At 66.8% G+C, this 13,059-nt stretch carries 10 protein-coding genes and 2 riboswitches; of the genes, 8 read left to right on the top strand and 2 right to left on the bottom strand.

What is annotated here, in order from left to right; translation table 11 throughout:
* Window positions 1-869: 869 nt before the first annotated feature.
* Complete coding sequence (locus MKK68_RS03715) at window positions 870-1,523, bottom strand: pyridoxal 5'-phosphate synthase (RefSeq protein ID WP_244028803.1); 654 nt, start codon at window positions 1,521-1,523, stop codon at window positions 870-872.
* Window positions 1,524-1,733: 210 nt separating this feature from the next.
* On the bottom strand, window positions 1,734-2,348 hold the full coding sequence (locus MKK68_RS03710) for an LpxA family transferase (RefSeq protein WP_244028802.1): 615 nt from the start codon (window positions 2,346-2,348) through the stop codon (window positions 1,734-1,736).
* Window positions 2,349-2,662: 314 nt separating this feature from the next.
* Window positions 2,663-2,875: riboswitch (cobalamin riboswitch) on the top strand.
* A 120-nt stretch (window positions 2,876-2,995) separates the two neighbouring features.
* Between MKK68_RS03710 and MKK68_RS03705 the strand changes: the two genes are divergently transcribed.
* The 8 genes from MKK68_RS03705 to MKK68_RS03670 all read left to right on the top strand — a co-directional run bounded on the left by MKK68_RS03705 (window position 2,996) and on the right by MKK68_RS03670 (window position 12,858).
* Window positions 2,996-4,975: a TonB-dependent receptor plug domain-containing protein gene (locus MKK68_RS03705; RefSeq protein WP_244028801.1), complete on the top strand. Its 1,980-nt coding sequence runs from the start codon at window positions 2,996-2,998 to the stop codon at window positions 4,973-4,975.
* A 68-nt stretch (window positions 4,976-5,043) separates the two neighbouring features.
* Window positions 5,044-5,835, top strand: coding sequence for an ABC transporter substrate-binding protein (locus MKK68_RS03700; RefSeq protein WP_244028799.1), 792 nt, complete (start codon window positions 5,044-5,046; stop codon window positions 5,833-5,835).
* A 20-nt stretch (window positions 5,836-5,855) separates the two neighbouring features.
* Window positions 5,856-6,866, top strand: coding sequence for a FecCD family ABC transporter permease (locus tag MKK68_RS03695; RefSeq protein ID WP_409567156.1), 1,011 nt, complete (start codon window positions 5,856-5,858; stop codon window positions 6,864-6,866).
* On the top strand, window positions 6,863-7,681 hold the full coding sequence (locus tag MKK68_RS03690) for an ABC transporter ATP-binding protein (RefSeq protein WP_244028798.1): 819 nt from the start codon (window positions 6,863-6,865) through the stop codon (window positions 7,679-7,681). Before MKK68_RS03695 ends, MKK68_RS03690 begins: the two co-directional genes overlap by 4 nt.
* Window positions 7,656-8,618, top strand: a complete 963-nt coding sequence (locus tag MKK68_RS03685; RefSeq protein ID WP_244028796.1) for a DUF6925 family protein — start codon at window positions 7,656-7,658, stop codon at window positions 8,616-8,618. Before MKK68_RS03690 ends, MKK68_RS03685 begins: the two co-directional genes overlap by 26 nt.
* Before the next feature lie 50 nt (window positions 8,619-8,668).
* Window positions 8,669-9,163 carry an AAA family ATPase gene (locus MKK68_RS03680; RefSeq protein ID WP_244028794.1) on the top strand — a complete coding sequence of 165 codons (495 nt, stop codon included), beginning with the start codon at window positions 8,669-8,671 and terminating at the stop codon, window positions 9,161-9,163.
* 96 nt (window positions 9,164-9,259) lie between these two features.
* A riboswitch (cobalamin riboswitch) is annotated at window positions 9,260-9,459 on the top strand.
* 136 nt (window positions 9,460-9,595) lie between these two features.
* Window positions 9,596-11,677 carry a TonB-dependent siderophore receptor gene (locus MKK68_RS03675; RefSeq protein WP_279605194.1) on the top strand — a complete coding sequence of 694 codons (2,082 nt, stop codon included), beginning with the start codon at window positions 9,596-9,598 and terminating at the stop codon, window positions 11,675-11,677.
* The gene (locus MKK68_RS03670; RefSeq protein WP_244028790.1) at window positions 11,677-12,858 is read left to right on the top strand and encodes a DUF1624 domain-containing protein; all 1,182 of its coding nucleotides are present in this window, start codon (window positions 11,677-11,679) and stop codon (window positions 12,856-12,858) included. Before MKK68_RS03675 ends, MKK68_RS03670 begins: the two co-directional genes overlap by 1 nt.
* The last annotated feature ends 201 nt before the right edge of the window (window positions 12,859-13,059 follow it).

Here is a 13,059-nt window from a genome sequence, read left to right as displayed (position 1 = left end):
TTCTCCATCAGCCCGCGCAGGGCCATGATCTCGTCGGTCATCGGGGGTCTCTCGGGTTCGGGGTTGGTCGTCGCAACCCGACCCTACCCGGCAACCGCCGATGACCACCCCTCAGCTACACCACCGCCTGGGACACGACCGGTGGGTGGATGTCGGCTGGTCTGCTTCTGATCGCTGAAGCATCGAAGTGGACACCGCGTAAGGCTATCTCATAACTTTCGGCAGGCTTTGAAAGTAGCAGCGTGCGTTGGATTGGCGCCTAGCGCTCGGGATATGCAGCGCTTTGAGGGGGGTAGCTGGCCAGGTAACGGGCACGCTCCCAGAGATCGATACCATGGCCGTTAGGCAGCGTTGCAGCGATGGCCTTCGCTTCATCATCGCTTTTCGCCTGGATCGAGAGGCTCTCCCCCACGTTCCCATCTAGCTTGAGGCTGAACACCCGGTACGACCGTGGTCCCGGAGCAGGCTCATCGATACTGGTTGGTGAGCCTGACACGAGAAGAACGACCAAGTGCGGGCGGGACCAGGGATGATCGCCGCCTTGAGTTGCAGACGCCCACGCCAGCGGATCGAGGGGCTAAAGAGACACTGGCATGGGCGCCACCGGTAAAACCGGCGAGATCGATTTTGCACAATCGACCACGAGCCGCACCCCGGAAAAGTGCTCAGGCCTCGTTGGCCGCCCGCAACTTTTCTTGAGGAGGCGGCAGCGGTCTGAGCGACTGCGTCGGGTCGGATGCGGAATGGCTCGGGGTAGCTTTCCACCAGGTTGCTTCGGGGCGAAAAAGGTATCAGAGCGGTCGTCGCTTTCCCGCGCGCTCAGGCCCCACAACGGACTGTCGCCTGGCCTTACCCTGCCCCTAGGACTATCACGGCCACAGTCGCTCGCGCGTCCAGCCTCCGTGGTTCTCTCGCCGGTATCGCAAACGCGTGTGTCTGCGTTCCTCGTCCGCCTGCCAGAACTCGACCTCATCCGGCTTGACGGCGTAGACCGCCCAGGTCGGTGATACGGTGGATGGGTCGGCTTCGATCCGACGACGCTGCTCGGCCAAGCCCGCATCCAATGCTGCGTCACTCACGAGGACGTCGCTCTGCCGGGCGAGCAAAGCGCCCGCGCGCGAACCAATTGGGCGGGCCAAGAAGTCTGCCTCACAGATCTCTCGATCCATTTCGATAACCGGACCTCGCAGGCGGACCTGCCTACCCAGCGGTTGCCAGTAGAATGTCAGGGCGGCGCGGGGCTGGGCGGCGATCTGGCGGCCCTTGGGACTGAGCTTCGTGCTGGCGAAGTGCCACCCATCGGCATCCACGTTCTTAAGAATTAAGACGCGGGCATCAGGGTACCCCTGCTCATCGATAGTCGAGAGCGTCATGGCATGGGCTTCGGGTATGCCCCGATTGATAGCATCGTAGAGCCATGTCTCGAAAAGACCGCGTGGGTCATCCGGGGTAGCGCCAGCATCGAACGGCGGGAAGGGACCGGCAAGGGACTTGAGGCCGCGAAGCCGCTCTTTGAGTGACATGAACTGCTCCGCTATCGACCAACGGGAGGACGGCGCGAGCCAACCGACCGCCAATGAATAGTCAAGCTGTTTCCCACCCAACCCAAAGTTGCTGCGATGCTGTCGAACGGCTGCTTTAGAGAAACGCCGCCGGCAGTCCGAGCGGCTGGCTTGGGTCGGTAGCCGAATGGCGGCTTGGGGTGGATATCCCCCGGCCCGCTTTCAGGACGATCAGGAAGTTGGGCGCTGATCGATCAATCCGAGGCGGGAGACCACCGTTCCGGGAGCAAGGATGGCGCCGGGTGCAACGACCGCATTCGCGCCGATGCGGCATCCGTCACCGACAAGCGCGCCGAACTTCAGCGTGTCCGCCTCCAGCGTCTTGCTGTTATAGCTGATACGAAGGCGGGGATCGGCCAACTCGTTCCGATAGTTCGCAATGATCGAGCCCGCTTCAAGATTGACATCCCGGCCAAGAACGCTGTCGCCGACGAAGTTGAAATGAGCGAGCTTCGCCCCTTGAAACATGATGGTCGTCTTGAGTTCGGCTCCGGGTCCTACGATGCAGTCGCTTTCGAGCCAGCATCCACCCCTAATCAAGCTTCCCATCGCAATAAGACAGTTTGGACCAACGATCAGGGGGCCTTTTATCACGGCACCGGGCTCGACCTTGGTGGAGCGATGGACGGCGATATCGCCCTCGATCTCGTAATCGGCGTCGAGGGTCTTCAGAAATCTCGCGACCATGCCAGCCAAGTCAGGGATGACATCCCACGCCTCTCCCGTCACCCACTCGGCAAAGGGCGAACGACGCCAAGCCGCGATATGCGCATCAACGATGTTCATTCGGCACGCGCTCGTGGTTCTCACAACTCGTCGAGTGCCAGACGGTGTACGGGGTGCCAGCCTCGGTCAATCGTTTGCCACGGGTTCGAACGGCAGGTTTGGGAAAATGCGACGGCGTTGTTGAGCGTCCGGGTTGGGTCGGATGCGGAACGGACGCTCGGGGTGATTATGCGACGGTCTGCTTTCAGCCCAAATTTTTGAAAAGCGGACGCTGCATAGCACCGAAGCAAACCTTCGTGAGTGCTGACCTGTAACCTTCCAGGCACACATCGTCGGAAAGCCTTTGCGTGCCATTGACGGCGGACGCTTTGATCGCGCTCCTTGTCACCGACGGTTCCTCCCCGGAGGATCAAAAGGGAACGCGGTCAGGATGAGGTCCGAAAGGGCCTCCCCGAAGCCGCGGCTGCCCCCGCAACTGTAAGCGGCGAGCCCATCATCAACACGTCACTGGGTCTTCGGGCCTGGGAAGACGATGAGAGGGCGGTGACCCGCGAGCCAGGAGACCTGCCGTCAGTCGTGGTCACACGCGAAACGCATCGGGCGGGGTGTCCTGATGGGTGTCGAGGCGTTCGGCTGTCCTCACGACAGGCAAGCGCCCAGGCTTCGTTCGCGGTGACGTGCCACAGACGTCGCCCGAGGCTTGTCCCGTGTCCTTCCCCTCCCGAACCGCGTGCCTGCGCACGCTCGCGCTCGCCTACGCCTCCCTTCCCGGTGCCGCCCTCGCGCAGCAGACCGCCGCCCCCTTCGCCGACGTCCCGCGCGGGGCAGAGGCGGCCGTCACGCTCTCCGAGCTTTCCGTCTCCGCCACCGGCGTGCCGACGCCCGTCGACCAGGTCGGATCGAGCGTCACCGTGCTCACCGCCGCCACTCTGGAGGCCCAGCAGCGCCGCACCGTCCCGGACGCCCTCCAGCAGGTGCCGGGCCTCAACGTCGTGCAGACCGGCGGCCCGGGCGGTCAGACCTCGGTATTCATCCGCGGCTCGAACTCGAACCACGTGAAGGTGCTCATCGACGGCATCGACGCGACCGACCCGTCGAACCCGAATGGCTCCTTCGACTTCGGGCAGCTCCTGACCGACGACCTCTCCCGCATCGAGGTGCTCAGGGGTCCCCAGAGCGGCCTCTACGGCAGCGACGCCATCGGCGGCGCGATCTCCTTCACGACGAAGCGTGGCGAAGGACCGGCCAGGGCAACCGCGCGGATCGAGGGCGGCTCGTTCGGGACGTTCAACCAGAGCGGCCGGATCAGCGGGTCGGAAAACGGCTTCGACTACTCGGTGTCGATCCAGCATCTCCGGGCTGCCGCAACGCCTGTGACGCCGCCCAACCTCGTCGCCCCAGGAACGACGACCCGCCCGAACTACTACGACAACGAGACCGTCTCGGCGAAGTTCGGCTACCAGTTCACCGACACGTTCCGAATCAACTCGATCACGCGGTTCATCAACTCGAAGCTGCTCTTCAGCGGCGACGACTATGGCACCTTCCCGGTGACGTTGGGCGGCCTGCGCAGCCAGGCGGACGTGCAGCAAGTCTTCACCCGCAACGAGGCCGAGTGGACGCCGTTCGCCGGTTTCCACAACGTCTTCGCGATCAACTACTCGAACCTCTACAACCGCCAGGTCCAGAACGCGTACGACCCGTTCAACCCGCTCCCGACCGCCGGCCTCGGCGAGCGCACGCGGTACGAGTACCGCGGCGACTACCAGCTCTCGCCCGGCAACCTCGTTCTGTTCGGCGCGCAGCGTGACGACGAGAGCCTGTCGACTACTGATCCGAACCCGTTCGGTTCCGGCAACCTGCGGGCCAGGAACGGCAATACCGCCGGCTACGGCGAGATACAGCTGATGCCGTTCGACCGTGCCTCTTTCGTCGCCAACGTTCGCCACGACGAGAACGACGCCTTCGGACCGGCCACCACGTTCCGCGTCGCCCCGAGCTACATCCTGCCGTTCACCGACACGCGGATCAAAGGCAGCGTCGGCACCGGCTTCAAGGCGCCGACCCTGAGCCAGCTGTTCCAGAGCTTCCCGGCGTTCAACTTCTTCGCCAACCCCAACCTCAAGCCGGAAGAGAGCCTCGGCTACGATGCCGGCTTCGAACAGCCGCTCGGCGAGCGCGTTCTCGTCGGCGCGACCTATTACGCCAACGACTTCAAGAACCTGATCAACACCAACGCCAGCTTCACCTCGAACGAGAACGTCGGGCGAGCCGAATCCTACGGGGCCGAGGCCTTCGTTGCGATCCGGTTCACCGACACGCTCTCGGGCCGGGTCGACTACACCAACACCGTGACCAAGAATGAGATTACCAACCAAGAGCTCCTGCGCCGGCCCCGCCACAAGGGCAGCGCCACCGCTCAGTGGACGCCGATCCCCGGCCTGAGCTTCAGCGGGACGGTGATCGTGCTTGGCCACTTCGTAGACGGAAACCGAGACTTCTCGATCCAGAGGCTGAAGAACCCGGGCTTCACCCTGGTCAACCTCGCGGTCAACTACGACGTGAACGAGACGGTGAGTGTGTTCGGCCGGATCGATAACCTGTTCGACCGCCGCTACGAGAACCCCACCGGCTTCCTCGGGCCAGGCCTCGCCGTGTACGGCGGCGTCCGCGTGACGACGTTCTGAGGATTGCGATGTCGATGCGATGGACGCTGGCTGCGCTAGCGATTGCGGTCTGGCTTGGTCTGTCAGGTATGGGGTGGGCGGCAGACGAGCCGGTGCATCCGGTCCACGTCGTCTCGATGAACCTCTGCGCCGACGAGCTGGTCCTGCGGCTCGCCGACCGCGACCAGGTCACCGCCGTGACCTACCTCGCCCATGACCCGCGCGGCTCCTCCGTCGCGCGGGAGGCCACCGGCATCGCGGTGACCCGTGGCCTGTCGGAGGAGATCGTCGCGCTGCGGCCCGACCTCGTCGTGGCCGGAGCCTTCACGACGCGGACCACGGTCGGCCTGCTCAAGCGCGTCGGCTTCCCCCTTCTCGAACTCGGCGTACCCAACGACTTCGAGGGGGTGCGGGCCCAGATCCGGACCGTCGCCGCGGCCCTCGGGCACCCGGCGCGCGGCGAGGCGATGGTCGCGGACCTCGACGCGCGGCTGGCGCAGGTGGTGCCGGCGGCAAAACCGTTGCGGGCACTCGTCATGCGCCCGAATGCCTTCACTGTCGCACCCGGCAGCCTTGGCGATGCGATCATCCGCGCCGCCGGCCTCGTCAACGTTGCGGCAGAACTCGGTCGCGACCGCTTCGGCCAGGTCCCGCTGGAAGCGGCGGCCTTCGCCGACGCCGACCTCATCGTCCTCGACGAGGGGGAGCCCGGCGCGCCGTCGCTGGCCGATGCCCTGCTGCACCATCCCGTCCTCGACGCGCTACGTCGGCAGGGGCGTACCGTCTCAATTCCGAACCGGCTCTGGACCTGTCCAGGTCCGCAGGTCGCCGAGGTCGTGGCCTTGCTCGCTGCGGCGGCACACCAACGGGCGGCACGATGAACGCTCCCCTCCCGCCTCCCATGCGGGTCGACCGGGCGGTCGTCGGACCCCGCGCGGTCGTCTCGATACTCGGCCTGCTTGTGCTCGTCCTGACGGTCGCGTCCATCGCGGTCGGGTATGCCCCTTTCGACGTCCCGGCGGCGGCTGGCGACCTCATCGCCGGACGGGCGACCCTCCCGGCGCTGGTGCTCTGGGAACTGCGCCTACCTCGTGCCTTGCTCGGCAGCCTTGTCGGCTTCAGCCTTGGGCTGACCGGGGCGGCGATGCAGGGCTACCTGCGCAACCCGCTCGCCGATCCCGGCATCCTCGGCATCTCCTCCGCGGCGGCCCTCGGGGCCGTGGTGGTGTTCTATGGCGGCTTCGCAGCCTCGCTTAGCCTAGCCCTCCCGCTCGGCGGGATCGCCGGCGCCGCCGTGGCGGCGCTCGCCCTGAACCTTGTCGCCGCCAGAGGCGGCACCACCCTGGGATTGATCCTCGCCGGCGTCGCCCTGTCGAGCCTCGCCGGCGCCATGACGGCGCTGGCGCTCAACCTATCGCCCAACCCCTACGCGGCCCTGGAGATCGTGTTCTGGCTGATGGGGTCGCTCGCGGACCGCAGCATGGACCATGTCTGGCTATGCCTCCCGTTGATGGCGGTCGGCTGGGGCCTGATGCTGTCCACCGGCCGCGCGCTGGATGCCCTGACGCTGGGCGAGGACACAGCTTCGAGCCTCGGCTTCCATCTGGTCTCAGTCCGTCTGCGCCTCGTCACGGGCGCGGCGCTGGCCATTGGCAGTGGCGTCGCCGTCAGCGGCGCCATCGGCTTCGTCGGCCTCGTGGTGCCCCACCTCGTGCGACCACTGGTAGGCGCGCGTCCCGGCGCCAGCCTATGGCCGAGCGGCCTCGCCGGGGCCGCTCTGGTGCTTGCCGCGGACTTGGGCGTTCGTCTCCTGGCGACGCGCCCGGAACTCAAGCTCGGTGTGGTGACTGCGCTCGTTGGGGCACCGTTCCTGATCGTGCTCCTCCTGCGTGAGCGAGGGCGCGGCGCATGAGCCTCGCGACCGCAGCCCTCGATGTCCGCCTCGGCGGGCGTGCCATCCTGTCGGATATCACCCTGTCCCTGGAACGCGGGACCCTCGTCGGTCTGGTCGGTCCGAACGGCGCTGGCAAGACCACCCTCCTGCGCACCCTCGCGGGCTTGGTCGCCCCGACCAAGGGCCGCGTAAATCTCGACGGTATGGCGCTCAAGGGCATCTCCCGCGACGCGCGCGCCAAGCGCATCGCGGTCCTTTTCCAGGGCACGGGGGCCGGTTGGCCGATGCAGGTGCGTGACCTCGTCGCCCTCGGCAGGCTGCCGCATCGACGCGCGTTCGGTGGCCTCGATGGCACCGATTACGCCGCAATAAACCGAGCGATGACACGGACCGATGTTGCGCGCTTCGCCGAGCGGACCGAACCGACCCTGTCCACCGGCGAGCGGATGCGCGTGTTGCTGGCGCGAGCGCTCGCCGTCGAAGCGGATTGGTTGTTGGCCGACGAACCGATCACCGCCCTCGACCCTGCCCACCAGCTCGACGCCATGACGCTGTTGCGGAGCGTGGCCCTGGCCGGCACCGGCGTCGTGGCCGTCCTGCACGACCTCTCCCTCGCGGCCCGGTTCTGCGACCGGATCGTGGTCCTGGGCGAGGGACGTGTCGCCGCCGATGGACACCCGGACGTTGCGTTGACCGACCGGCTACTTTCGGACGTCTTCGGCGTCACGGTTTGCCGTGGGGCTGGACCGGACGGCACCCCCTACATCCTGCCCTGGAACCGTTCGGGGCCCCATACGGAGGAGATCGATGCAGCCTTCCCCAAACAGCCCTGATGCCACCGTCGCCCTTCTGCGCGGTGCACTGGCCGATCCAACCACGGCCTGGAGCCTTGGCAGCTTCGGTGCCATCGCTGAGTTCATGCGCGATCCCGACGAACCCGTCGTGGCGCTGCCGGACGAGCGCCTGGGACTTGCGACCGCTCGCGGCGCCATCGCCCTGACCCCGAGTTCCGACCTGAGGCCAATCGCCTTTGAGACCGCGGTCGCCTCGGGCTGGAACCACGCGGTCGCCCTCTGCCTGCCGGAAGCGACATGCACGATGAACCGCAGGACCGTGGTGACGGAACTCGGGCCCGACCGGAACGCCGCCCGGGTCGAGGATCGCGACGGCATCCTGTTCGACCTCGGCCTCGGCCTGCTCGCCGTGGATGCCTGCGTGCGGGTGCGCGATCCGGAGGCCGTCGAGCGGCTGCGGGCCGGCGTCGGCATGCCCCTGTTTGACCATGCTAACCCCATCGGGCCGCATCTCGTCGCCATGAGCCCGCACCGGGTGTTCCTGGCGCGGGTCGGGCGCGTCGAGGTCTATGCCCCGATCCCTGGCCCCGGCGGTACCAGTCCTGAAGGTCCGCATACGCATGTGCTGCCCAAGCTCCTGCGCAGCGGTCGGAACCATGCCGCCACGACGCCAATCCCGGCGGGCTGGGTCCCCTGCGCCGGCCTGCACCCAGCCCATCCCTACAAGGACATGATGGGCGACCGCATCGCCTTCGATACCGACCGCTACGAAGCGTTCCAGGCGATGCTCGACCATTGGGGTGATCCGGAACTCGTGGCGATCAAGCGCGGCGGGCCCGAGGCGCCCGGCGGCACGGTGTCGACCCGCCACGCCCAGGGCGCACGCCGGGTCGCCGAGGCCCAGGCTCGTTACCTGCGCGGCGAGATCATCGAGGGCTCGGCGAGCGACGACGAGGATGCGGAGGCGACGGCCTGACCGTGACCCGGACGGTGCCCGGCAGGAATCGTCCGGGGGCGCCCCAGAGGGTGGTCGGCCTGATCGGCTGCCCGGGCGCAGGGAAGACGACCTACGCCCGCCGCTTCGACCCTCTCGACGGCTGGGTCCACCTCACCCTCGACGACTTTCGGCAAACACTCTGGCCGCCACACCGGCAGGTCTACTGGGAACTCAGGCAGGGCTCACATGACGATGCGGCCCGAGAACTCCTGCATCGGGTCAAGGAAGCAGCCCTGGATGCCGCCCTGACAAACGGCTTCAGCGTTGTGATGGCGGACACACATCTCACCAGACCCGTGTTCGAGCGTGAGCTCCGGATCATCGCCCGACACGGGCTTACCGTAGAGTGGAAAGTGTTCGATGTGCCGTGGGAGGTCCTGAAGTCCCGCAACGCGGAGCGTAGTCGCGTGGACCCGTCGCATCGCCAGCCGGATGAGGTCCTCCGGTTCACCTACGAGGTTTTCCAATCCCCGGACGCTTGGTGGCGTAGCTTGCCGCCGGAGCAGGTCGAGGTGCTGAGCTGACGGACGGAGTGCGCGATCCATCCTCCCGAGTGTTGCCGGCAGGGCATAACCCTTCGTGCATTGCACCTGGTCCGTTGACGGGCATGGGCGTCGGCATGTTAGCTCGGCCGTGACGGTTCCTCCCCGGAGGATCAAAAGGGAACGCGGTGCGGGGGTAGCCCCAACGCCGTGGCTGCCCCCGCAACTGTAAGCGGCGAGCCCTTCGCCACCGACGTCACTGAGCGGCCTCGCTCGGGAAGACGGTGAAGGGCAGTGACCCGCGAGCCAGGAGACCTGCCGTCAGTCGTGGTCACACGCGAGACACGCTGGGCGGGGTGCCCCGGCGGGTGCGGAAGCATGCGCGTTGCGCGTGGTTCGGCCTCGTTCGCGGTGACGTGCCACTGCCGTCGCCCGAGGCCCATCAACGTGTCCCGTTCACCGTCCATCCCGCTGATGTCCGTGCTGGCCTTGTCCTGCGCGATCCCCACCGCCGTCGCAGCCCAGGGGGCGCGCTCTGAGGAGACCGCCGTGGTGCTCGACGCGCTCTCGGTCGAGGGGACCCTCACCGCCACGCCGACCTACCGGGTGCCGGACCTCTACAGCGGCACCAAGACGGTGACGCCGCGTCGCGACCTGCCGCAGCAGGTCGACGTGGTGCCCCGGGAGGTTCTGGTCGACACCGCCGCGACCCGGGTCGAGCGCGCCCTCGACTACGTGCCCGGGGTCGGCAAACAGAACGACTTCGGCGCCCAGAACCTCGCCCTGTACTCGGTGCGCGGCTTCGCAACCCAGGACATCTTCCAGAACGGCTTCAACATCGCCCGCGGCTACAACGGCGCCCCCGACACCCAGAACGTCCAGTCCATCGAGGTCCTGAAGGGCCCGGCCGGAGCCCTCTACGGACGCAGCGATCCGGGGGGCACCGTCAACATCCTCACCAAGCAGCCCGTAGCGCGACCCTTCGTCGAGATGGGCACGCTGTTCGGCAGCTTCGGCACCGCCCGCACCACGGTCGATGCCGGCGGTGCGCTGAGCGAGGACGGCAGCGTGCTCTATCGCTTCAACGGCGCGCTCGCCCGCCAGGACAGCTTTCGAGATTTCGTCGACGGCGACCGGGTGCTCCTGGCGCCGGTGGTGAGCTGGCAGGTCACCCCCGACACCAAGATCACGTTCGAGGCGCAGTACCTGCGCAACCGCCAGACCTTCGACCGCGGCACCGTCGCGGTGACCAACCGCCTCGGCCTCGTCCCGCGCTCACGCTTCTTCGGCGAGCCGGGCGACGATTCCGTGTCCGAGAGCGCGCTGCTGCAGGTGCGGCTGGAGCACGCCTTCAACACCGACTGGCATTTGCGGGTCGCCACGCACCTCAACACCGGAAGCCTCACCGGCCTGCAGACCGGCGCGACCGGGATCCTCGACGACGGGCGCACGCTCTTGCGCGAGTTCCGCCAGCACGGCTTCACCTGGGGCGTCGCCATCGGCCAGGCCGAACTCGTCGGGCGCTTCGAGACCGGGCCCATCGCCCACACCCTGCTGCTCGGCCTGGAGCACGAGCGCTACAACAGCACCGAGAACCTGCTGCGCTCGACCCCGCGTCTCGACCCCTTCGCCATCGACCTGTTCAACCCGGTCTACGGGCAGGCCAAGCCTCCGTTCACGCGCCGCTACAGCGCCAGCGAGAACGTCGGCAACACGGCGGTCTACCTCCAGGACCAGATCGCCCTGAGCCCGGAATGGAAGCTGTTGCTGGGCAACCGCACCGACTTTTACAACCAGACCTTCCGCGACAAGGTCGCGAACGAACGCACCGAGCAGGACCGTACCGGCTTCTCGCCGCGGGCCGGTCTCGTCTACCAGCCGCTGTCGTTCCTGGCGCTCTACGGCAACGTCGCCGCCTCGTTCCGCCCCAACACCGGCTTCGACAGCGCGTCCCGGCCCTTCGCGCCCGAGACCGGGTTCACCTACGAGGTCGGGACCAAGCTCGACCTGTTCGACGGCCTCAGCGTGACAGCCGCCGCCTTCCACATCGAGAAGGAGAACGTACTCACCACCGACCCGGCAGACTTCTTCTTCCAGATCGCCGCCGGGGCGGTGCGCAGCCAGGGCTTCGACGTCAGCCTGGTTGGTCAGGTCACGCCCGAGTTCCGGGTGATTGGCGGATACGCCTTCATCGACGCGGCGGTCACCCGCGACGAGGTGCTAAGGGTCGGATCACCGCTGCTCAACATTCCACGTCACAGCGGCTCGCTGCTCGGCATCTACGAGGTCCAGGCGGGCGACTGGAAGGGTTTTGGGATCGGCGGCGGGTTCCGCGCCATCGGCTCGCGGCTCGGCGACAGCGGCGTCGAGAGCTTCCGCTTGCCGGGCTACGTCTTGACGGACGCGCTGGCCTACTACCGCTACGAGAACCTGCGCTGTGGGCTGAACGTCGACAACATTTTCGACGAGACCTACTACGAGCGCTCCTACAACACCTTCTGGGTCGGCGTCGGCGAGCCGCGGCGGGTCACCGTCAGCATGACGGCACGGTTCTGATGAGCGAGCGTCCGGAGCCGCCAAAGGCGTCGGTCAGTCTATCGCTCCTGTCCGGCCGCATCGCCTCCATCGATGCCCTGCGCGGGCTGGTGATGGTGCTGATGCTCCTTGATCACCTGCGCGAGACCTGGTTCCTGCACGTACCCGTGGCCGACCCGGTCGACGCACGGACTGCCCTGCCGGCCGTGGCCCTGGCCCGCCTCCTCGTCAGCCTGTGCGCGCCCATCTTCATCGCGTTGACCGGCGTGGCTGCGTACCTGTTCGGTACCAGGCATACACTGGCGGAGACACGGGCCTACCTGCTGAAGCGTGGGCTCGTGCTGATGGCGCTGGAGGTCCTCTACCTCTCGGAACTGTACTGGGGCGTCGCCAGTCCGACGCTCTGGCTGCAGGTGATCTGGTGCATCGGCGTCTGCATGATCATCCTGGCGGTGCTGGTCGGCCTTCCACGCCCTGTCCTCCTCGCGGTCGGACTGCTGATCGTCTGCGGCCACAACCTCCTAGACCAGATCCACCTCCAACCTGACCAACCGTTTTTTGCGGTCTGGGCGATGCTGCACCAGCGCGACGTCATCGCGCTGCCGTTCGGGCTGGTGGCAAAGACGACCTACCCGGTGCTCCCGTGGATGGGCGTCATCGTGCTCGGCTACGCGGCCGGCCCGTGGTTCCTACCCGAAGTCGCCACGCGCGCTCGCGAGCACCGGTTTATGGCCCTCGGCTGCTCAATGCTCGTCGCCTTCATGGTCCTGCGTCTGGCGAACGGCTACGGCGACAAGCCCTGGTTCGTCGTCGAGGGCGACGCGCTTCGAACCACAATGAGCTTTGTCTCGCTGACGAAGTATCCCCCCTCGCTGCTGTTCCTGCTGCTGACGCTCGGGATCGGGGCGCTGCTGTTGGTTGCCCTTGAACGGATGCGTGACGCTTCGGTCGTCTCGGCCCTGGCGGTGTTCGGCGGTGCGCCGATGTTCTTCTACTTGCTCCACCTGACGATCCTGCGGCTCCTGTATCACGGTGCTGCTGCCATCTGGGGCCCGACGCAGGGCAGCGTGTTCGGCGTAGCAAATTATGGCTGGGTGCTGGCCTGGTACGTCGGGCTGGTCGTGCCCTTGTACTGGCCGACGGCCTGGTTCTCGCGCTTCAAGGCGGCACGTCGCGATATCGCCTGGCTCAAGTATCTCTAGTGGAGAAAATCTGACGGATGGAACCCGTTCCCTGGGCCCACTTCCGGCCCCTTGCCGACCTGATCAGCCCCCATTGAAGTGGTCCGCCCTTTGGTATGGCTTTTGAGCCTGGAGGACGGACGAGATGGCAAAGCACCCGAAGCCCGAGGAGATCGTCGCCAAGTTGCGGCAGGCGGATGTGCTGATCTCACAGGGCCAGAG

The organism is Methylobacterium sp. E-016 (assembly GCF_022829745.1).
GTDB lineage: Bacteria > Pseudomonadota > Alphaproteobacteria > Rhizobiales > Beijerinckiaceae > Methylobacterium.
Note: the sequence above shows the minus strand (reverse complement) of the source record. Positions and strands in the feature narration are given on the sequence as shown.

What these genes read in the sequence shown, in the direction of transcription:
- MKK68_RS03710 (WP_244028802.1), bottom strand. Translation starts at nt 2,348, where the DNA reads ATGAACATCGTTGATGCGCATATCGCGGCTTGGCGTCGTTCGCCCTTT.
- MKK68_RS03715 (WP_244028803.1), bottom strand. Translation starts at nt 1,523, where the DNA reads ATGTCACTCAAAGAGCGGCTTCGCGGCCTCAAGTCCCTTGCCGGTCCC.
- MKK68_RS03675 (WP_279605194.1), top strand. Translation starts at nt 9,596, where the DNA reads ATGTCCGTGCTGGCCTTGTCCTGCGCGATCCCCACCGCCGTCGCAGCC.
- MKK68_RS03670 (WP_244028790.1), top strand. Translation starts at nt 11,677, where the DNA reads ATGAGCGAGCGTCCGGAGCCGCCAAAGGCGTCGGTCAGTCTATCGCTC.
- MKK68_RS03695 (WP_409567156.1), top strand. Translation starts at nt 5,856, where the DNA reads ATGCGGGTCGACCGGGCGGTCGTCGGACCCCGCGCGGTCGTCTCGATA.
- MKK68_RS03700 (WP_244028799.1), top strand. Translation starts at nt 5,044, where the DNA reads ATGGGGTGGGCGGCAGACGAGCCGGTGCATCCGGTCCACGTCGTCTCG.
- MKK68_RS03690 (WP_244028798.1), top strand. Translation starts at nt 6,863, where the DNA reads ATGAGCCTCGCGACCGCAGCCCTCGATGTCCGCCTCGGCGGGCGTGCC.
- MKK68_RS03685 (WP_244028796.1), top strand. Translation starts at nt 7,656, where the DNA reads ATGCAGCCTTCCCCAAACAGCCCTGATGCCACCGTCGCCCTTCTGCGC.